The 19,691-nt window shown below is 66.5% G+C and carries 15 protein-coding genes; 10 read left to right on the forward strand and 5 right to left on the reverse strand.

Features of this window, described 5'->3' with window-relative positions; translation table 11 throughout:
* Positions 1-23 precede the first annotated feature (23 nt).
* The 3 genes from FFI87_RS19500 to FFI87_RS19515 all read left to right on the forward strand — a co-directional run bounded on the left by FFI87_RS19500 (position 24) and on the right by FFI87_RS19515 (position 4,003).
* Entirely contained in the window at positions 24-1,172 is a 1,149-nt protein-coding gene (locus tag FFI87_RS19500) for a hybrid-cluster NAD(P)-dependent oxidoreductase (protein WP_011659462.1), read from the forward strand.
* A 133-nt stretch (positions 1,173-1,305) separates the two neighbouring features.
* Positions 1,306-2,169, forward strand: a complete 864-nt coding sequence (locus tag FFI87_RS19510) for a glycine betaine ABC transporter substrate-binding protein (RefSeq protein WP_012366729.1) — start codon at positions 1,306-1,308, stop codon at positions 2,167-2,169.
* Between the two features lie 178 nt (positions 2,170-2,347).
* A complete protein-coding gene (locus FFI87_RS19515) occupies positions 2,348-4,003 on the forward strand; it encodes an APC family permease (RefSeq protein ID WP_012366728.1) in 1,656 nt (551 codons plus the stop codon).
* Positions 4,004-4,162: 159 nt separating this feature from the next.
* Here FFI87_RS19515 and purU read toward each other — a convergent pair whose 3' ends face one another.
* Together purU and FFI87_RS19525 are read right to left on the reverse strand one after the other, a co-directional pair.
* Positions 4,163-5,047 carry a formyltetrahydrofolate deformylase gene (purU, locus tag FFI87_RS19520; protein ID WP_012366727.1) on the reverse strand — a complete coding sequence of 295 codons (885 nt, stop codon included), beginning with the start codon at positions 5,045-5,047 and terminating at the stop codon, positions 4,163-4,165.
* Between the two features lie 225 nt (positions 5,048-5,272).
* Entirely contained in the window at positions 5,273-6,193 is a 921-nt protein-coding gene (locus FFI87_RS19525; RefSeq protein WP_012366726.1) for a choline sulfate utilization transcriptional regulator, read from the reverse strand.
* Positions 6,194-6,394: 201 nt separating this feature from the next.
* On the opposite strand from FFI87_RS19525, the gene betC reads away from it, so the two are divergent.
* The 7 genes from betC to FFI87_RS19565 all read left to right on the forward strand — a co-directional run bounded on the left by betC (position 6,395) and on the right by FFI87_RS19565 (position 16,004).
* Positions 6,395-7,930 (forward strand): choline-sulfatase, encoded by a 1,536-nt coding sequence (betC, locus tag FFI87_RS19535; RefSeq protein ID WP_138849452.1) that lies wholly within the window; start codon positions 6,395-6,397, stop codon positions 7,928-7,930.
* Between the two features lie 44 nt (positions 7,931-7,974).
* Complete coding sequence (gene choX / locus FFI87_RS19540) at positions 7,975-8,943, forward strand: choline ABC transporter substrate-binding protein (protein ID WP_012366724.1); 969 nt, start codon at positions 7,975-7,977, stop codon at positions 8,941-8,943.
* A 256-nt stretch (positions 8,944-9,199) separates the two neighbouring features.
* On the forward strand, positions 9,200-10,339 hold the full coding sequence (locus tag FFI87_RS19545) for a porin (protein ID WP_006749535.1): 1,140 nt from the start codon (positions 9,200-9,202) through the stop codon (positions 10,337-10,339).
* 226 nt (positions 10,340-10,565) lie between these two features.
* Positions 10,566-11,816 carry an MFS transporter gene (locus FFI87_RS19550; protein WP_138849451.1) on the forward strand — a complete coding sequence of 417 codons (1,251 nt, stop codon included), beginning with the start codon at positions 10,566-10,568 and terminating at the stop codon, positions 11,814-11,816.
* A gap of 524 nt (positions 11,817-12,340) precedes the next feature.
* A complete protein-coding gene (locus FFI87_RS19555) occupies positions 12,341-14,560 on the forward strand; it encodes a TonB-dependent receptor (RefSeq protein WP_138849450.1) in 2,220 nt (739 codons plus the stop codon).
* A gap of 44 nt (positions 14,561-14,604) precedes the next feature.
* Positions 14,605-15,288, forward strand: a complete 684-nt coding sequence (locus tag FFI87_RS19560) for a Fe2+-dependent dioxygenase (protein ID WP_138849449.1) — start codon at positions 14,605-14,607, stop codon at positions 15,286-15,288.
* Positions 15,285-16,004, forward strand: coding sequence for a PepSY-associated TM helix domain-containing protein (locus tag FFI87_RS19565; RefSeq protein WP_138849448.1), 720 nt, complete (start codon positions 15,285-15,287; stop codon positions 16,002-16,004). Before FFI87_RS19560 ends, FFI87_RS19565 begins: the two co-directional genes overlap by 4 nt.
* 21 nt (positions 16,005-16,025) lie before the next feature.
* Here the strand turns inward: FFI87_RS19565 and FFI87_RS19570 are convergent, their stop codons facing one another.
* The 3 genes from FFI87_RS19570 to FFI87_RS19580 all read right to left on the reverse strand — a co-directional run bounded on the left by FFI87_RS19570 (position 16,026) and on the right by FFI87_RS19580 (position 19,561).
* Positions 16,026-16,394: a YbjQ family protein gene (locus tag FFI87_RS19570; protein ID WP_138849447.1), complete on the reverse strand. Its 369-nt coding sequence runs from the start codon at positions 16,392-16,394 to the stop codon at positions 16,026-16,028.
* Positions 16,395-16,512: 118 nt separating this feature from the next.
* Positions 16,513-17,766 carry a M20/M25/M40 family metallo-hydrolase gene (locus FFI87_RS19575; protein WP_138849446.1) on the reverse strand — a complete coding sequence of 418 codons (1,254 nt, stop codon included), beginning with the start codon at positions 17,764-17,766 and terminating at the stop codon, positions 16,513-16,515.
* 76 nt (positions 17,767-17,842) lie between these two features.
* Positions 17,843-19,561: a M36 family metallopeptidase gene (locus FFI87_RS19580; protein WP_138849445.1), complete on the reverse strand. Its 1,719-nt coding sequence runs from the start codon at positions 19,559-19,561 to the stop codon at positions 17,843-17,845.
* Between the last annotated feature and the right edge of the window lie 130 nt (positions 19,562-19,691).

The raw sequence follows: 19,691 nt of genomic DNA on the forward strand, positions 1-19,691 counted from the left end.
GGGGCGGCCCGGCGGAGGTTGGCATGATGCGAGATGCAGCCAATTTCGAGCCGGCGGAAAGCCGGGTGACGCACCCGGCATTCTGGACCGCGCTGCCGGAGCGCTGGACGAGCGACGTCGAGGAAACGCTGGTGTGCTGCCAGGTTCGGCAGGAAACCCATGACGTGAAGAGCTTCTTCTTCCGTTCGCCGCAAGGCCGTGCGTTTTCGTTCGAGCCGGGGCAGTTCATCACGCTCGAGCTCGACATCGAAGGCGAGACGATCAACCGCTGCTATACGATCTCGTCGTCGCCGGCGCGTCCGCACACGATCTCGATCACGGTCAAGCGCGTGCCGGGCGGCAAGGTGTCGAACTGGCTGCACGACAACCTGCGCCCGGGCGCGTCGGTTCGCGTGCTCGGCCCGGCCGGCGAATTCACGTGCGCACGGCATCCGGCGCGCAAGTACCTGTTCCTGTCGGCCGGCTCGGGCGTCACGCCGCTGATGTCGATGAGCCGCGCGCACCATGATCTCGCCGAGGATCGCGACATCCTGTTCGTGCACAGCGCACGCACGCCGGACGACATCATCTTCGCGCGCGAACTCGACCTGATCGCGTCGAACCATACGAACTTCCGCACGTCGTTCGTCGTCGAGCGCGTCGGCGCACGCACCAACTGGCCGGGCGTCACGGGCTTCCTGACGTTGCCGCTGCTGAAGCTGATCGCACCGGACTTCATGGAGCGCGAGATCTTCACGTGCGGCCCCGCGCCGTACATGAAGGCCGTGCGCGACCTGCTCGACGAAGCCGGCTTCGACCGCAAGCAGTATCACGAGGAAAGCTTCTCGTTCGAAACGCTCGCGCAGACCGCGAGCGACGAGGTGCTCGCCGAACTCGTGCCGGCGGCCGACGGCGGCGACGTCGCGACTAAGCAGTACACGGTCAGCTTCGCGAAGAGCAACCGCGAAATCTCGTGCGGCTCCGGGCAGCACGTGCTCGACGCGGCACGCCAGTCGGGCGTGCGGCTTCCGGCGTCGTGCACGCAGGGCATGTGCGGCACCTGCAAGGTGAAGCTCGTGTCGGGGCAGGTGGAGATGAAGCACAACGGCGGCATCCGCCAGCGCGAGATCGACCAGGGGATGGTGCTGCTGTGCTGCAGCAAGCCGCTGTCGGATCTCGTGATCGACAAATAAGCAAACAAGCCATCGGCTGTCCGGGCGCGTCGCGTCCGGACAAGCATCCGTCGGAAAAGAACGATACCGCGGATTTGTGGTTGAAGAACCTAGAGAGGCAACGCGCGGTGAGCGCATATCAAGGAGATCGACCATGAAGCTGTTCGGAAAACTGTTGTGGACGGGCGCGGTGTCGGCCATGGTGGCGCTAAGCGCGTCAGCACTTGCGGATACGAAGCCGACACTGAAAATCGGCTACGTCGAAGGCTGGGACGACAGCGTCGCGACGTCGAACGTCGCGGCCCGCGTGATCGAGAAGAAGCTCGGCTACGAGGTGAAGCTCGTGCCGGTCGCGGCCGGGATCATGTGGCAGGGCGTGGCGCGCGGCGATCTCGACGCGACGCTGTCGGCCTGGCTGCCGGTCACGCACGGCTCGTACTGGAGCGAATACAAGAGCAAGGTCGTCGACGTCGGCGCGAACTTTCCCGACGCGAAGATCGGCCTGATTGTCCCGGATTACGTGAAGGCGAAGAGCATCGACGATCTGAACGCGGAGAAGAGCAGCTTCGGCGGCCGGATCGTCGGCATCGATGCCGGTGCGGGCGTGATGCGCAAGACCGACGAAGCGATCAAGAGCTATGGCCTCAGCTACACGCTGATGCCGAGTTCGGGCAGCGCGATGACGGCTGAGCTGTCGCGCTCCGTCAGTGCGAACAAGCCGGTGATCGTGACCGGCTGGGCGCCGCACTGGATGTTCGCGAAGTGGAAGCTGCGCTTCCTCGAGGATCCGAAGAAGGTGTTCGGGGGCGCGGAGCACGTCGACAGCGTCGTGAATCCGCAGCTCGAAACGAAGGCCAAGCCGGTCGTCGCGTTCCTGAAGAAATTCCAGTGGAAACCGGGCGAGATCGACAGCGTGATGCTCGCGATCCAGAACGGCTCGAAGCCGGAAGCGGCCGCCGATGCGTGGATCGCAGCCCATGCGGACCGCGTGAATTCGTGGACCGAAGGCACCCAGTAACACGCGACGCTTCATCGCGCGCATCGCTATAAAAAATACGCCGGGAATGGCCCGCAGGAATCCGAAACAATCGTGATTCCCTGCGGCCATATCCCGGAATTCTTTTTCTGATTCTGCAAGAAAGGGCGTAAGTTGTTACACTACGGCCCTTGTGCGGAGTCATCTCAGGAGGCAATGGATGAGTCAGGCAGGACTGCGTGCTAATCGCACCAGTGACGTTGAGGCAACCATCTCACATGATTCGACGGGCCACACGCTGCATCGTGGCCTGACTTGGAAAGACGCATTCTGGGTAACGAGCGGCGTGCCGGCAGGCGTGCTGTTCACGATCGGCGGCGTATGCGCGACGATCGGCCAGCCCGCGTGGGCGATCTGGATCGCCGCGATCACGATGGGGCTGATTCAAAGCGCGACTTATGCGGAAATATCCGGGCTATTTCCCCATAAATCGGGCGGCGCGTCCGTGTATGGCGCGATCGGCTGGGTCCGTTACAGCAAGCTGATTGCCCCCGTTTCCGTGTGGTGCAACTGGCTCGCGTGGTCGCCGATGCTCGCGCTCGGCTGCGGCCTCGCGGCGAGCTATGCGCTCACGAGTCTCTTTCCCGCCGATGCGGCGGTGCTGCACTGGCAGCTCAGGATCGCGGATCTCGGTTTCATCAAGCCGGGTCTTTCGCTGCGAATCAACGCGACGTTCATCATCGCGACGATTCTGCTTCTCATCACGTTCAAGCTTCAGCACAGCGGCGCGTCGAAGGCTGCGCGCACGCAGCGCATTCTTGGCATCGCATCGCTCACGCCGCTGCTGATCGTCGGCATCGTGCCGTTCGTCACCGGCGACGTGCCGATGTCGAACCTGCTCCCGCTGCTGCCGCTCGGTCACGACGCGAACGGCAACCTCACGACCGCGACGTTCGGCTCGTGGAACGGGCAGGGCGTCACGATGGCGCTCGGCGCGATGTTCATGGCCGGCTGGGCGTCGTACGGCTTCGAGACGGCCGTCTGCTACACGCGCGAATTCCGCGATCCGCGTCGCGACACCGCGAAGGCGATCTTCTGGTCGGGCGCACTGTGTCTCGTCGTGATGACGCTCGTGCCGATGGCGTTCCAGGGTGCGCTCGGCACGCAGGCGATGCTCGATCCGGCGATCGGCGACGGCACCGGTGTCGCGGCCGCGATGGCGCGGATCGTCGGCGGCGGGGCATGGGTCGCGAATGCGGTCGTCGTGATGCTGATGCTGTCGATCCTGCTGATCGTGATGACGTCGATGATGGGCTCGTCGCGCACGCTGTACCAGGCATCGGTCGACGGCTGGCTGCCGAAGTACCTGTCGCACGTGAACGAGCACGGCTCGCCCACGCGCGCGATGTGGACCGATCTCGGCTTCAACCTCGTGTTGCTGATGATGTCGGACTACATGACGGTGCTGTCGATCTCGAACGTCTGCTACATGCTGTTCGTATTCCTGAACCTTCAGTCGGGCTGGATCCACCGGATGGATCGCGGCAACTGGGATCGGCCGTTCCGCTGCCCGACCTGGCTGCTCGTCGCCGGTTCGATTTGCGGCTACGCGAACCTCGTCTATGTCGGCGCGGGCGCGAACCTGCAGGGCGAAGGCACGCTGCGCAACGGGCTGATCGCGATGCTGCTGATCGTGCCGGTGTTCCTGTTCCGCCACTACTGGCAGGATCGCGGCCGCTTCCCCGCGCAGATGCAGCGCGACATGGAACTCGAAGTGCCGAAGCGTGCGATATGGCTGAGCCTGATGCCGTATGCGGCGCTGATCGGCGCGGGGCTCACGATCTGGCTGTCGTATTACTTCGCGTGGGTGAAGTAAGCGCGTGACGGGCACGCGCCGCGCGGCGAATCCGGCTACCGTACCGGGGCCGTCGCGCGAAGCGTCGAACGCCACGCGACAAAAAACCGACCGGCAGTGCCGGTCGGTTTTTTTGTTTGTTCGCCGCGCGACGAATGCGGCGCCGGGCCCGCGACGCCCTTACGGAAACACCACCGTCCGATCGCCGTTCAGGAACACGCGGCGCTCGATGAACGCCTTCACCGCACGCGCGAGCGTGATGCATTCGACGTCGCGACCGACCGCCAGCAACTGTTCGGGGCGCAGCGCGTGATCGACACGTTCGACCACCTGCTCGATGATCGGGCCTTCGTCGAGATCGTCGGTCACGAAGTGCGCGGTCGCGCCGATCAGCTTCACGCCACGCGCATGCGCCTGGTGATACGGCTTCGCGCCCTTGAAGCCGGGCAGGAACGAGTGGTGGATGTTGATCGCGCGGTTCGCGAGCTTCGCGCTCGTTTCCTGCGACAGCACCTGCATGTAGCGCGCGAGGATCACCAGTTCCGCGCCGCTCGACTCGAGGAAGTCAAGCCACTGCGCCTCCTGCTGCGCCTTGGTGTCGGGCGTGATCGGAAAGTGGCGGAACGGCAGGCCGTGCTGCGCGGCGAGCGGCTCGAAGTCGGGATGGTTCGACACGATGCCGACGATGTCCATTTTCAGTTCGCCCATCCGCCAGCGGAACAGCAGGTCCGCGAGGCAGTGCTCGAGCTTCGACACCATGATCAGCACCTTCGGGCGCGCGTTCACGTCGTGGATCGCCCACTGCGTGTCGCCGTCGCGGCCGCCGAGCTCGGCCGCGATCGGCCCGAACTCCTGGCGCAGCGCGTCGATCTGCAGCGTCTCATCCGTCGGATGAAACACGCAGCGCACGAAGAAGTGGTTGCTGAGATCGTCGTCGAACACGTTCAACGCATCGACATAGCAGCGATGGCGCTCGAGAAAGCCGACGACGGCGGCGACCTGGCCGGCCGCGCTCGGGCACGACAGCGTCAGGACGAATTGATCGGGGCGTGAGTCGGCGGTCATGAGGTTCCTCGGATGTCTTGGGGCGCGAACCCGCGCGGCGGCGCACCGGGCGCCACGCTAGCGGGTAGCGGGAGACTCAAGTAAATCAGGACGATTTGGGCGCGGATAGAACCAACCCGCCGTGTGGCTGGTATCGGCACGCCAGCGCGGCCGGACGGGGCGGGCGGTCAGGCGGGGCGGTTGACGGCTGGTGGACGGGATGGTTGACGGGCGGCAGGCAGCCCGTCACGCGCACGCGTCGAGCAGCCAGCGCCGGAACACGTGGGTCGCGTCCGGCTCGGGCCGCTGCGGCGGCCGCACCAGGAAATAGCCGCGCGACGTCACGACGGGCGCGTCGACGAGCTTCACGAGCTGCCCGGACGCGACGAGCTCGTCGACGAGCGGCGACCAGCCGAGCGCGACGCCCTCGCCGAGGAGCGCCGCATGGATCACCAGCGCGTAGCTGTTGAAGGTCACGCCGCGCGCGGCGGCCGGCGCGTCGAGGCCGTGCGCGTCGAACCAGCCGGCCCACGACAGCCAGCGCTCGGGGCGGGTCGGCTGCACGTGCAGCAGCGGCAGCGCATGCAGATGGTCGGGCCGCGCGACATCCGGGTGCGCGGCGCGGAATCCGGGCGAGCAGACGGGCGTGACGGATTCGGGAAAGAGCCGTGCGGCCGTGCACGACGGCCAGTGGCCGTCGCCGAACAGGATCGCGATGTCGGCGTGGTCGCGCTGCGCGTCGTAATCCTGTGACGTGACGACCCGCACGTCGACGTCCGGCATCACGTGCTTCAGCCCCGCGAGGCGCGGCATCAGCCAGTAGGTCGCGAAGCCGAAATCCGTGACGATCGTGAGCGCGCCGTGCTCGCGGCGCGCGCGCAGCGTCGCGGTGGCGCCGCGCAGCGTGTCGAGACTCACCCGTACGGCTTCGTACAGGCACTGGCCGTCGCTCGTCAGCGTGACGCCGCGCGGGCTGCGCTCGAACAGCGGCACGCCGAGCTCCGCCTCGAGCTGGAACACCTGCTGGCTCACGGCCGGCTGCGTCGAGCCGAGCTCGCGCGCGGCGGCCGTGAAGCTCTGGAGACGGGCGGCCGATTCGAACGCGCGCAGCGCCTGCATCGACGGTAACGCTTCGGATTTCGACATAAGTCTCTCTAATGGCCCCATAAGGGCCGGCCACCTTCCCGCCCGAATTCGGGCGGGGGATAGTGCTCTGGACGGCACGGCGCCGCGCCGGTCCTTCCGCGATTCTAGCCAGTCGCGGCCGGTGCGCGCGGGACTTTCTGCAAGCCGCGTCCGTCATGCCGGCTGCGTCGCCGCACGAGCGTCGCGCCGTTCCGTTCGAACACCGATTTCCCCACGACCGCGATGACGAACCCGACTCCCAACATCCTGATCCTGATGGCCGACCAGCTGACGCCGTTCGCGCTGCCGGCCTACGGCAACCGCGTCGCGCGCACGCCGACGCTCGATCGTCTCGCCGCTCAAGGCGTGGTGTTCGACGCCGCGTATTGCGCGAGCCCGCTGTGCGCGCCGTCGCGCTTCTCGCTGCTGACCGGCAAGCTGCCGTCGGGTATCGGCGCCTACGATAACGCCGCCGAATTGCCGGCGCAAACGCTGACGTTCGCGCATTACCTGCGCGCGGGCGGCTACCGCACGATGCTGTCCGGCAAGATGCATTTCTGCGGACCCGACCAGCTGCACGGTTTCGAGGAGCGGCTCACGACCGACATCTATCCGGCCGACTTCGGCTGGGTGCCCGACTGGGATCACCCCACCGAGCGGCCGAGCTGGTATCACAACATGAGCTCGGTGCTCGAGGCCGGCCCGTGCGTACGCACGAACCAGCTCGACTTCGACGACGAGGTGACGTTCGCGGCCAGGCAGAAGCTGTACGACGTCGCGCGCGAGCGCGCGGCCGGGCACGACGCGCGGCCGTTCTGCATGGTCGTGTCGCTGACCCATCCGCACGATCCGTATGCGATCACGCGCGAATACTGGGATCTGTACAGCGACGACGAGATCGACATGCCGGCCTTGCGGCTCGATGCCGAGCAGAGCGATCCGCATTCGCAGCGGCTGCGCTTCGTCTGCGAAAACGACCGCACGCCGCCGACCGACGCGCAGATCCGCGCCGCGCGCCGCGCTTACTACGGCGCGACGTCGTACGTCGACGCGCAGTTCGGCAGCGTGCTGGCCGCGCTCGAGCAATGCGGGTTCGCCGACGACACGATCGTGATCGTCACGTCCGACCACGGCGACATGCTCGGCGAGCGCGGGCTCTGGTACAAGATGACGTTCTTCGAAGGCGGCTGCCGCGTGCCGCTGATCGTCCACGCGCCGGGCCGCTTCGACGCCGCGCGCGTGCGCGGGCCCGTGTCGCACCTCGACCTGCTGCCGACGCTCGTCGACCTGACCGGTGCGGCGCCCGCCGGCGGCTGGCCGGACCCGGTCGACGGCGCGAGCCTCGTGCCGCATCTGCAAGGCGCGCCCGCGCACGACGTCGCGCTGGGCGAATACCTCGCGGAAGGGGCGGTCGCGCCGGTCGTGATGATCCGCCGCGGCGACTGGAAGTACGTGCATTGCCCGGCCGATCCCGACCAGCTCTATCATCTCGCCGACGATCCGCGCGAGCGCACGAACCTGGCCGGCCTGCCGGAAGCCGCCGACGTGCTCGCCGCCTTCCGTGCGGAGGCCGCGCAGCGCTGGAACCTGCCGGAACTCGACGCGCAGGTGCGCGCGAGCCAGCGGCGGCGCCGCTTCCATTACGCGGCGACGACGCAGGGCCGCATCCAGGCGTGGGACTGGCAGCCGTTCACCGATGCGAGCCAGCGCTACATGCGCAATCACATCGAACTCGATACGCTCGAAGCGATGGCGCGCTTTCCGCGCGTCGGGCGCTGAACGATCCGCACACGATCATTGACGAACGACGAAGGAGACGCACCATGAAACGGCAATCCCATGCAGCAATCCGCGGGCTCGGCACGGCACTCGCCGCGGCCGCATGCGTACTGGCGACGCAGCCCGCGAACGCGGCCGATCCGCAGACGTGTCGCGACGTGAAGATGGCGGCGCCCGGCTGGACGGACATCGACGCGACGAACGCGATGGCCGGCGTCGTGCTGAAGGCGCTCGGCTACCGGCAGGACGTCGCGAACCTGTCGGTGCCGATCACGTACCAGGGCTTGAAGAAAGGGCAGGTCGACGTGTTCCTCGGCAACTGGATGCCCGCGCAGGCGCCGCTCGTGAAGCCGTTCGTCGACGAGAAGTCGATCGACGTGCTGCACGCGAACCTGAGCGGCGCGAAGTTCACGCTGGCCGTGCCCGACTACGTCGCGGCCGCGGGCGTGCACACGTTCGCCGATCTCGCGCGCTATGCCGACCGCTTCGGCGACAAGATCTACGGGATCGAGCCCGGCGCGCCGGCGAACCAGAACATCAAGCGGATGCTGTCCGACCATGCGCTCGGCCCGGCGAACTGGTCGCTCGTCGAATCGAGCGAGACGGGGATGCTCACGCAGGTCGAGCGGGCGGTGCGCGACAAGCGCTGGATCGTCTTTTTGGCCTGGGAGCCGCACCTGATGAACACCAAGTTCCACCTGACCTACCTGTCGGGCGGCGATGCGTATTTCGGTCCGAACTACGGCGGTGCGACGGTCAACACGGTGACGCGTCCGGGCTTTGCCGGCCAGTGCGCGAACCTCGCGCGCCTGTTCCGGCAGATGACGTTCTCCGTCGACGTCGAGAACCGGATCATCGCCGACATGCTCGACCACAAGACCTCGCCCGCGCTCGCGGCGCAGCACGTGCTGAAGGCCGACCCGGCGCTCGTCGAGGGCTGGCTGGACGGCGTGACGACCGCATCCGGCACACCGGCCCTGCCGGCCGTGCGCGCGGCGCTCGATGCCCGCTGACCTGCCTCCGGGCGGCCGGTTTTTGCCGCGTCGCCCGTCTCCGTGTTTTCCCGACCAGTCGCATCGAGACCATTTGGTGTCGCCTTCAGACGGGTGACCCGAAATATGGGTTTGTATTTTTCGCCAATGGCTACGTTATTGCGGAAAACGAAATACCGCAGCCAGCAGACGTACCGAATTCGAATCAGCCGGCGTATTGCGGCGCGCGCCAGGCCACGGTTCGTTCCATCGAACGGTTCAGGGAGGGTGGTCGATAATGAAGCAAAAGAAAGTTGCCGTAGCCGCTGCGCTTGCATGCGCGGCCTGTATTCCGGCCATCGGCCATGCACAGAGCAGCGTGACGCTGTACGGGATTCTCGACGCGGGCATCACCTACGTGAACAACACGGGCGGCTCGCACGTGGTCAAGTTCGACGACGGCGTCGCATACGGGAACCGTTTCGGCCTGAAAGGCACGGAAGATCTCGGCGGCGGCCTGAAGGCCGTGTTCGTGCTCGAGAGCGGTTTCCACCTCGGCAACGGGCAGCTCGGCTTCGGCGGGTCGGAGTTCGGTCGGCAGGCTTATGTCGGTCTGCAGAACGACTGGGGCACGCTGTCGTTCGGCAACCAGCTCGACATCACCAACGAACTGGTGTCGATCTACAACATTTCCGCGTGGGGCAGCGGCTATGCGATCCACCAGGGCGACTTCGACCGCTTCAACGGCGACCGCCTGCCGAACTCGGTCAAATTCCTGTCGAACGACCTGAGCGGCTTCAAGTTCGGCGCGATGTACTCGTTCGGCAACGTCGCCGGCAACTTCCACCGCAACAGCGCATGGAGCGCGGGCGCGAGCTACACGAAGGGCGACTTCTCGATCGGCGCCGCGTACACGCGCCTGAACAACCCGAACGGCATCTACGCGTTCGACCCGTACGCGATGATCGGCACGCATACGTTCCTCGGCCAGCAGACCGTCACCGTCGATCCGGCGACCGGCGCGCGCACCGACCTGTTCGCGAATACCGCGATGGACGTCGACAGCCAGGGCACGTTCGGCGTCGGCACGAGCTACACGATCGGCAAGCTGACGCTCGACGCGAACTACTCGTATACGACGATCAAGGGCTTCGGCCAGTCGTCGCACATGCAGGTGTACGAAGGCGGCGGCCTGTATCAGTTCACGCCGGCGCTGAGCTTCATCGCGGGCTACCAGCACACGCGCTTCGAAGGCCACCACTGGAACCAGGGCACGGCCGGCCTCCACTACCTGCTGTCGAAGCGCACCGACGTGTACATCTCCGGCGATTACCTGCGCGCGTCGCACGGTGTCGATGCGGTGGTCGGCTACAGCTTCACGCCGTCGACCACGCAGACGCAGGCCGACGTGCGGATCGGCATGCGGCATTCTTTCTGAGTGGGGTGAGGTAGATCTTTCGACGTCTTCAGCGAGGTCTCTCTTTGGCGCGAACCACGGTTCGCGCTTTTTTTTGTCGGGCGTTGTAGTCGTGCAGGGTGCGCCGGTATTGCCGGCGCGGCGCCGGGCGGGCGTGCGGCAGGGGTGGGGCGGTTGGCGATATCATCGCGGTTTGGCCGCATCGCGCATCGCCGATCGCCGGCTCCCCTCCGATGACGCCTCTTCGATGACCACCCCGTTACCCGACGCCAGCACTGCATCCGCGTTACCCGCCAACCTGTTTCGCCACGCACCGTTCCAGCGCTTCTGGGGCACGCGCGTGATGTCGTCGCTGGCGTTCCAGATCCTGTCGGTCGCGATCGGCTGGTATGTCTATACGCTCACGCACAGCGCGTTCGCGCTCGGCCTCGTCGGCCTCGCGCAGTTCGTGCCGATGTTCGCGCTGACGCTCGTCGTCGGGCAGGTGGCCGACCGCTACGACCGCCGACGCATCGCGACGATCTGCCAGAGCGTCGAGGCGCTGGCCGCCGGCGTGTTCCTGTTCGGCGCGGCGAAAGGCGGGCTCACCGAGCCGGCCGTGTATGCGCTCGCGGCGATCGTCGGCACCGCGCGTGCGTTCGAATCGCCGTCGGTGTCGTCGTTGCTGCCGGCCGTCGTGCCGCGCAGCGACCTGCCGCGCGCGACCGCGCTGTCGACGTCCGCGAACCAGGCAGCGCAGATTCTCGGGCCCGCGTTCGGCGGGCTGCTGTATGGCATCGGTGCGCCCGCCGCGTTCGGCACGAGCGTGGTCGCATTCGCGATCGCGGCCGTGCTGAGCGGCACGATTCCGCTGCGCAGCGCGCCGCCGGCACGCGAGCCGGTCACGCTGCGTTCGGTGTTCTCGGGCATCGCGTTCATCCGGCGCGAACCGGCGATCCTCGGCGCGCTGTCGCTCGACCTGTTCGCGGTGCTGTTCGGCGGCGCGACCGCGCTGCTGCCGATCTACGCACGCGACATCCTGCAGGTCGGACCGTGGGGGCTCGGCGCGTTGCGCGCGGCGCCGGCGGTCGGTGCGCTCGCGGGGACGCTGTGGCTCACGCGTTTTCCGCTGAAGGGGCGGCCGGGCCGCGCGATGTTCGGCGGCGTGATCGCATTCGGTATCGCGACGATCGTGTTCGGGCTGTCGACGCATTTCGCGGTGTCGCTCATCGCGCTGGCGGCGTTGGGCGCGTCGGACGTGGTGAGCGTCGTCGTGCGCCTGTCGCTCGTTCAGCTGCGTACGCCCGACGACATGCTCGGGCGCGTGAGCGCGGTCAACTCGTTGTTCATCGGCACGTCGAACCAGCTCGGCGAGTTCGAATCGGGGGTGACGGCGGCATGGTGGGGCGCGCCGGCGGCGATCGTGGTCGGCGGCGCGGCGACGATCGCCGTGGCGCTCACGTGGATGCGCCTGTTTCCGACGTTGCGGAACATGACGTCGCTGGAGCGCGATCATTGAGCAACCGCGTTCATTTCACTGCAAGTTATTTCAAAATGCTTTCTTGTTTCAATCAAATGCCAAACGGAATTCGGGTCGGATAATCGTCTGATTAATTTGGTCGGCCCACCGTCTTTTCGATTGGACCGAAGCGTCAGCCAGTTCGACGAGGCCGGAAAACGAAAAAGGGACTCTTCCGTCAATACCTTGCCGCACAAGGCCTCAGGCGGCATTCGTCCGATGAAATAGCGGATTTAAATTACGGGAGCCATTCTAAAAATTACATATAACTTTCCGTAATTTTCTGAAACATTATGCTTTCGTACGACGAAGCGGTTATCAATTGAAACAAAAAGAAATACATGGAATGATACCGATTCTCATTTCCGTGACCGGCGCGGCAACTGCCGCCGGTGACTCGTCAACTCTAGCCAGCTAGTGCCGTCGGCCTGATCGCCGGTGGCCCGCAAGCCATCGTATCCGTGCCTCGTGCGCGCGCCTCGGCGCGTGTCCACGCGGGGCGGTTTCATTCCGACTGGATTTCCATGCTGAACAGGACCCCGTTCGCGAGCGCGCTCGCGCTGGCCTTTGCTTTGCCTATCGCTTCGCCCGCACTCGCTCAGAACACGAGCGCCGAACCGTCGCCGGCCGCCACCGCGAAACCGGGCGACGCGCCGCCGACCGCCGCCGCCGCCACTGCCACTGCCGCGCGCGATACGCTGCCGACGATCAGCGTGTCGGGGCAGGCCGTGCAACAGGACTTCCAGGCCGAGCGCTCGAGCGTCGGCGCGAAAACCCCGACCGCGTTGCGCGACATTCCGCAGTCGGTCACGGTGATCAACAAGGCGCTGATGGAGTCGCAAGGACTCACGTCGTTCCAGGACGCGCTGCGCAATGCGCCGGGCATCACGATCGGCGGCGCGGAAGGCGGGCAGATCGGCAACAACATCAACCTGCGCGGCTTCACCGCGCAGAACGACATCTATCTCGACGGCTTTCGCGACCGCAACCAGTACTACCGCGACACGTTCGACCTCGATTCCGTCGAGGTGCTGTACGGCCCGTCGTCGATGCTGTTCGGGCGCGGTTCGACGGGCGGCGTGATCAACCAGGTATCGAAGAAGGCGAACCTGAAGCCGTCGGCCGAGGTGTCGACGACGATCGGCACCAACGACCGCTACCGCACGAGCGTCGACCTGAACCGGCGGCTCGGCGCGACGTCGGCGTTCCGCATCAACGCATTCGGCCAGTCGCTCGGCTCGACGCGCGACGTGATGAAGAACAAGGACTACGGGATCGCACCGGAACTGCGCTTCGGGATCGGCACGCCGACCGAGGTGACGCTGTCCGCGCTGATCCAGCACAACTACGACATGCCCGACTACGGCGTGCTCGCGGTCAACGGCCATCCGGCGCCGGTACCGAAGAACACCTTCTATGGCCTCACCGACGATCGCACGATCCAGGACGTGCAGACCGTGTCCGCACGCATCGATCATCGCGTCAACGATGCGCTGACCATCAGCAACCGCACGTCGTTCTCGCACTCGATGACCGATGCGCGGGAGACGGCGGCGAACGCGGTGCTGACCGGGCCGCTGTCGTCGAGCGCCGCGCTGACGAACGGCAACTACACGTCGTTGCCGATGTCCGCGCTGTACGTGAGGCTCGCGAGCCACGACCGCGTGATCGAAAACCATTCGGTCGACAACGACACGATGGCGCATTTCAAGTTCGACACGGGCTTCGTGAAGCACGACCTGATCGCCGGTGTCGAGGTCGGCCACGACAGCTACACGAACCAGGCGTACACGCGCAGCGGTCTGCCGATCCTGTCGCTGATCAACCCGGCCTACCTGGCGTCGACGCCGACCAACGCGACGCAGACGCCGGCCAACCACGCCGAATCGGGCGCGACCACGCTCGCGGCGTACCTGAACGACACGGTGTCGATCGGCCGCGACTGGAAATTCGTCGGCGGGCTGCGCTGGGATCGCTTCCAGGCGCATCTCGCGAACACGGTGAGCGCGCCCCGCTACGCGTCGCAGACGAACTATTTCACGAGCGTGCGGGCCGGCGTGATCTACCAGCCGACCGAATCGCAGTCGTACTACTTCTCGTACGGGACGTCATTCAACCCGTCGCTCGAGACGCTGACGGTCACGAACAACACGCAGAACCTGTCGCCCGAACACACGAAGTCGTACGAGGTCGGCGGCAAGTGGGATCTGCTCAACGACAACCTGTCGGTCACGTCGGCGCTGTTCCAGCAGGAGAAGAGCAACGCGCGCACGCAGACGTCGACGGGTGAATACCTGCTCGAAGGCGACGTTCGCGTGCGCGGCTTCCAGGCGAGCGTGACGGGCCACATCACGCCGAAGTGGCAGGTGTTCGGCAGCTACACGTACATGAACGGCGTGATCCTGAGCGCGCGCGACGGCACGCAGGGCAAGACGCTCGCGAACACGCCGCGCAACACCTTCACGCTGTGGACCACGTATACGTTCACGCCGCACTGGGAGATCGGCGGCGGCCCGACGTACATGTCGGGACGCTACGCGGCGAACACGGACTACGTGCAGGTTGGCGGCTACACGCGCTGGGATGCGACGGCCGCGTATCACGCGAAGCAGTGGGACCTGCGCCTGAACCTGCTGAACCTGACCAACAAGTTCTATTACGATGCGCTGATCCAGTCGGACGGCGGACGTGCGGTGCCGGGCGTCGGGCGCACGTTCCTCGCGACGCTCGACTACCGGTTCTGAGCGACACGTGCGCCGCCGCGCCATTCGATGAAGGAGGGGAAACGATGCTTGTACACATCCCGAACGTGCTGACGCCCGAGCAGGTGAGCATGCTGCGCGACCGGCTCGACCGCGCGGGCGACGCGTGGGTCGACGGCCGCGCGACGGCCGGCTATACGGGCGCGCCGGTCAAGCGCAACCAGCAGATCGCCGAGCATTCGCCGGTCGCGCGCGAACTCGGCGACGTGATTCTCGCCGCGCTCGAGCGCAATCCGCTGTTCATCAGCGCGGCGCTGCCGAACCAGGTCTATCCGCCACTGTTCAACCGCTACGAAGACGGGATGACGTTCGGCAGTCACGTCGACGGCGCGGTGCGCGTGTTGCCGAACGGTGTGAAGCTGCGCACTGACGTGTCCGTCACGCTGTTCCTGTCCGCGCCCGACGAATACGACGGCGGCGAACTCGTGATCGAGGACGCGTACGGCGTGCAGCAGGTCAAGCTGCCGGCCGGCGACATGATCGTCTATCCGGCGACGAGCCTGCACCAGGTCACGCCGGTCACGCGCGGCGTGCGCGTCGCGAGCTTCTTCTGGGTGCAAAGCCTCGTGCGCAGCGATGCGCAGCGCGCGCTGCTGTTCGACATGGACACCGCGATCCAGCGGCTCAACGCGAGCGGTGCCGATACCGAGGCATGCCGCAGCCTGGTCGGCTGTTATCACAATCTTTTGAGAATCTGGAGCGAAACGTGAGCGTTGCCGATCCCGTCGAAATCGACGCGGCGCCCGTGTCGCCCGCGTCACGCGTTGCGCCGCGCGCGCGTGTGGCCCGCGCCGGCCGCACGCGATCGCGCCGCGGTACGTTCATCAAGTGGCTGCGCAAGGTGCACGGCTGGGTCGGCCTGTGGGGCGCCGCGCTCGGCCTGCTGTTCGGCGCGACGGGGTTCCTGCTGAATCATCGTGCGCCGCCGCTGCGGATCCAGACCGGTGCGCCGCGTGTGGAGACGTTGCGGCTCGACGTGCCCGACCCGGAACCCGATTCGCCGCTCGCGCTCGCGAAATGGTTGCGCGGGCAACCGGATCTGCATTTGCCGGAACGGATGGGGCGCGTGCAGAAGGAACCCGAGCATCCGGTTGCATGGGGCGAGCACGAGACCGTGCAGCCCGAGCACTGGCAGCTCGTGTTCGCGTCGCCGCGTGAAAGCGTCGCCGTCGACTACTGGGTCGGCAGCGACACGATGACGCTCAAGCGCACCGACAATGCCACGCTCGCGTGGCTGACGAACCTGCACAAGGGCGTCGGGACGAGCATCGGCTGGGTGCTGCTCGTCGACACGCTCGCGGGCGCGTTGATTCTGCTGTCGCTGACGGGCGTGCTGTTGTGGACCGAACTGAACAAGCGCAAGACGATCGGCGTGGTGCTCGTGATCGGCTCGATCGTCGCGATCGTGTGGGCGGCTGGTGCGTAACGGGTGACGCCCGATTGACGCTCAGGCGCCGGCGTCGCGCGCGACCTGCACGGCCGTGCCGTAGCAGATGACTTCCGTGATGCCCGATCCGATCTCGGTCGAATCGTAGCGCATCGCGACGATCGCATTCGCGCCGAGCTTGCGCGCATCGGCGAGCATCTTGTCGAATGCCTGCTGGCGCGCCTTCTCGCACAGCGACGTATAGAGCGTGATGTTGCCGCCGAAGATGGTCTGCAGCGCCGCACCGAACGAGCCGACGATCGAGCGCGAACGCACGACGATGCCCTGTGCGACGCCGAGCGAGCGCGCCGTCGTATGGCCGGCCAGATCGAACGCGGTCGTGACGCGCTCGGGCGTGAGATCGCCGAGTGAACGGGAGAAATCGGTCATGGCGGGGCACCGTGGTGCGGAAGTGATCGAACGGCGATTCTATCCGGAACCGGAAACGCGCTCGAACGGGCGCGCATGCCACGCGCGCCCGGTGCGGCCCGAGCCGGCCGACGCGCGGTCAGGGTTTGACGGCCGCGCTGCCGTCGCCGCCGAGATCGACCGCATACGCGAGCGCCAGCTTGCCGAACTTCAGCGCGTGGTTCGCCTGCCGATCCGAATTCTCCAGCGTGTCGTTCACGGTATGGATGTACGGACTGTCATTCTGGTCGGCCTCGAACGGGAACGACGCCGGATAGCCCTGAGCATTCCACGACGCGTGATCCGAGCACGCATACCCGCACTGCGACGTGCCGATCGCAAGTTCCGGCAGGTAGGTCTTCGCGAGGTTCGTCAGGTAGGTGTTCTGCGCGGCGTTCGTATAGTCGGTGATCAGGTAAATGTCTTTCGGATCGCCCTTGTAGTTCGTCATGTCGAGCTGCAGCACGCCGACCACGTTCGCATTCTGCGCGCGGAACTGCTTCGCGATCGCCTTCGAGCCGAGCAGGCCGGCTTCCTCTGCCGCGTAGCCGACGAACTTGATCGTCCGCTTCGGCCGATAGTCGTTCGCGAGCAGCACGCGCAGCGCTTCGGTCAGGCTTGCGATGCCCGACGCATCGTCGTCCGCGCCGGGCGAGCGCGTGTTTTCCGTCGTGCGGCCGACCGTCGAATCGAGGTGGCCGCCCAGCACGACCGTGCCCGCGGTTGGATCGCTGCCGCGGATCGTCAGGATCACGGACTTTTGCGGAAAACTGCTATGCGCGAACTGTTCGACGGTGATGTCGGCGCGTGAGCCCGCCAGTTGCTTCCACTGCAGCGCGAGCCAGTCCGACGCGGCAACGCCATGCGATGTCGTGTAATAGCGGTTCGTGAAGCCGGACAGCGACGTGATCGTGCCGACGATGTTGCTGGCCTGCAGTTGCTGGATCCACGTTCCGATCCGCGGTGCGTTCGACACCGTGTAGGTGGGCAGGGCGGCCTGCTTCGCGACTGCCGCCGATACCGGCTGCAAGGCCTGGCGCGCGTCGTCGAACGAGTCGTGCACGATGTAGCCGGGCCCGTGGCCGCGCGCATGGTGTACCGCGTGGGCCAGCTCGCCGAGGCGGGAATCGTCGATCTCGACGATATGCACGGTTTCGCGGCGCACGGCGCCGTCGGCCGCACGGCCGGCGTCGAGCGCCGTGCTGTATTGCGCGGTTGCGCTTGCATCGATGCGTTGAAGCTGCCGGAACGCGGTGTCGCCGAGCGTGATCCACACGGGCGCGGCCTGCGCGGCGGCGGTCAGCAGCATGCCGCCCAGCGCGGCGCTCAGGCGGGTCAATGTCAGAGTAGGCATGTTCGATCTCGTGAGGGTAGCGATGTCGAGGAAAGGGCGCGCCGCAGGCCGTGCGGCGCCCCCGCCTGCTGCGGAATTACGACTTCTGCGGCACGGTCACGCCGTACGTGCAGCTCTTGTTGTACGCGTCGCCGATCGCCGTGAGCTGCGCGCTGCTGTAGCCGAGCGCGGCCGCGGCGGTCAGCACCGCCTGCGCGGCGGCTTTCTGGTTGGTCGAGCTGTTGGTCATCGACAGCCCCTTCAGGAACGCCTTGTCCATCGCCTGCGCGCCGATCGCGTCGCGCGCGACGAGGTTGCACGAAGCCCAGTACTGGCCGGCCGTGTGGATCTCCGCGCCGCGCGCCTGCGCGTAGGTGCGCCCGACGTTCCAGTTCGTCACGCGGCCGCCCCAGTATTCGTTGTGGCCGTCCCAGTTGTAGACCCACTGATACTGCGTGTCCGACGGGCTCCACTGATTGAAGTCGCGGCTGTATGCGGCGGCGAGATAATCGCCGGTGCCTTCCGACAGGCCTTCCTGTTGCGACAGGCCGCCGTTGGTCACCCAGTCGTGGATGCCGTGGCCGAGCTCGTGGATCACGACGTCCGCATCTTCCGCGTCGTCGACGCCACCCTGACCGAAGGTCAGCCGGCCGCTGCTCGACGAGTACGACGAGTTGTCGTCGCCCGATTCGCCGTGCGGGTCGTACTGCACGCCGCCCGTGTATTGGTACGGCAGCGCCTTGATGCCGAGCGTCTGGTTCACGTAGCGCAGGAACGTGTCGATGTGGTAATACACGTTAACCGCTTCGAAATACAGGTTGCCGCGCGTGAATTCGAACGCCGGCGTCGCCTGCGCCGGGCACGCGCCGTCGCGCGGCGCATCGAAATCGACGCACGACGCATACGGTCCCGACAGCGTGTAGCGTGAGCCCGACAGCGCGAGATCCTTCAGCGTCACGCGCACGCGCGCGGCCGTGAGCTGCGTGGAATCGACGTCGTTGCTGTCCTTGTAGCCCGTGCTGCCGTAGCTGCTTTTCGTCGAAGACAGCGGATCCGGCCGGAACACGAAACCGGTGCCGTCGGTCGCATAGAACGCCTTGTCCTCGGCGCGCAGCACTTCGCCGCTGTCCGCGTCGATCAGCAGTTCCCAGTCGCCCTTGGGGCCGTCCTGCGGGCGGCCGCGCACCTTCCACGCGGTATGCGTGCCGGCCTTGTCGACGAACGCGACGAGTTGCGCATCGAGGTGCGTGAAGCCGTTTACGCCGAGATACGCGCGCGCACGGTCGAACGCCTGCTGCTGGTCGACCGCCTGCGCCTTGCGCGCGGTGGCGATCACGCCGCTGATCGTGTTGCTCGCGACGTACAGGATGCGGCCGTCCTTCGCGACGGTCACCGCGATCTCGCTGCCGTACACGGGCAGCCCGGCCGCCTGCTGCTGGAAGCGCACGACGGTGAAGTCGATGTCGTTGCGCTCCGACGTCACCGCGAGGCTCGCCAGCGCGGCCGCGTCGAGCCCGAGCTGCGTCGCCTGCGACGCGACGAAGTCGCGCGCGGTGGCGGCGGGCGTGGCGGCCGCCTTCTTCGCGTGGTACGCGGGGTTGTACAGCGTGACGGCGACGCCGTCGGCTCGGAACTGCCCGGCGGCCGTATCGGTCCTGGCCGCGGCCGGCGCCGATGCGACGCCGCGTGTCAGGCTTTCTCGCAGGCTCGACGCCTGCGGGTTCCCGACCTTGGAATCGGCCGCGCTGCCGCCGACGATGCCGAAACCGAGCGCGAGACCCAGGGCGATCGGCAATACTTTGCGTGATGTCTGCATACGTGATCCTCATCTCAACGGTTGGACACGCCCGCGCGCTCGTGGCGAGCAGGCACGACACGGCCCGCGCGCCGGCTCGATGGAACCGGTGCGGCGTAGCGGTGCTGGGAGCGTCGACTGACTAAGGAGG

The sequence above is a fragment of the Burkholderia sp. KBS0801 genome (assembly GCF_005937855.2).
Lineage (GTDB): Bacteria > Pseudomonadota > Gammaproteobacteria > Burkholderiales > Burkholderiaceae > Burkholderia > Burkholderia ambifaria.

Excerpts from the sequence above, each read along its gene's own strand:
- FFI87_RS19500 (WP_011659462.1), top strand. The coding sequence starts at position 24 with ATGATGCGAGATGCAGCCAATTTCGAGCCGGCGGAAAGCCGGGTGACG.
- FFI87_RS19510 (WP_012366729.1), top strand. The coding sequence starts at position 1,306 with ATGAAGCTGTTCGGAAAACTGTTGTGGACGGGCGCGGTGTCGGCCATG.
- FFI87_RS19515 (WP_012366728.1), top strand. The coding sequence starts at position 2,348 with ATGAGTCAGGCAGGACTGCGTGCTAATCGCACCAGTGACGTTGAGGCA.
- purU (WP_012366727.1), bottom strand. The coding sequence starts at position 5,047 with ATGACCGCCGACTCACGCCCCGATCAATTCGTCCTGACGCTGTCGTGC.
- FFI87_RS19525 (WP_012366726.1), bottom strand. The coding sequence starts at position 6,193 with ATGGGGCCATTAGAGAGACTTATGTCGAAATCCGAAGCGTTACCGTCG.
- betC (WP_138849452.1), top strand. The coding sequence starts at position 6,395 with ATGACGAACCCGACTCCCAACATCCTGATCCTGATGGCCGACCAGCTG.
- choX (WP_012366724.1), top strand. The coding sequence starts at position 7,975 with ATGAAACGGCAATCCCATGCAGCAATCCGCGGGCTCGGCACGGCACTC.
- FFI87_RS19545 (WP_006749535.1), top strand. The coding sequence starts at position 9,200 with ATGAAGCAAAAGAAAGTTGCCGTAGCCGCTGCGCTTGCATGCGCGGCC.
- FFI87_RS19550 (WP_138849451.1), top strand. The coding sequence starts at position 10,566 with ATGACCACCCCGTTACCCGACGCCAGCACTGCATCCGCGTTACCCGCC.
- FFI87_RS19555 (WP_138849450.1), top strand. The coding sequence starts at position 12,341 with ATGCTGAACAGGACCCCGTTCGCGAGCGCGCTCGCGCTGGCCTTTGCT.
- FFI87_RS19560 (WP_138849449.1), top strand. The coding sequence starts at position 14,605 with ATGCTTGTACACATCCCGAACGTGCTGACGCCCGAGCAGGTGAGCATG.
- FFI87_RS19570 (WP_138849447.1), bottom strand. The coding sequence starts at position 16,394 with ATGACCGATTTCTCCCGTTCACTCGGCGATCTCACGCCCGAGCGCGTC.
- FFI87_RS19575 (WP_138849446.1), bottom strand. The coding sequence starts at position 17,766 with ATGCCTACTCTGACATTGACCCGCCTGAGCGCCGCGCTGGGCGGCATG.
- FFI87_RS19580 (WP_138849445.1), bottom strand. The coding sequence starts at position 19,561 with ATGCAGACATCACGCAAAGTATTGCCGATCGCCCTGGGTCTCGCGCTC.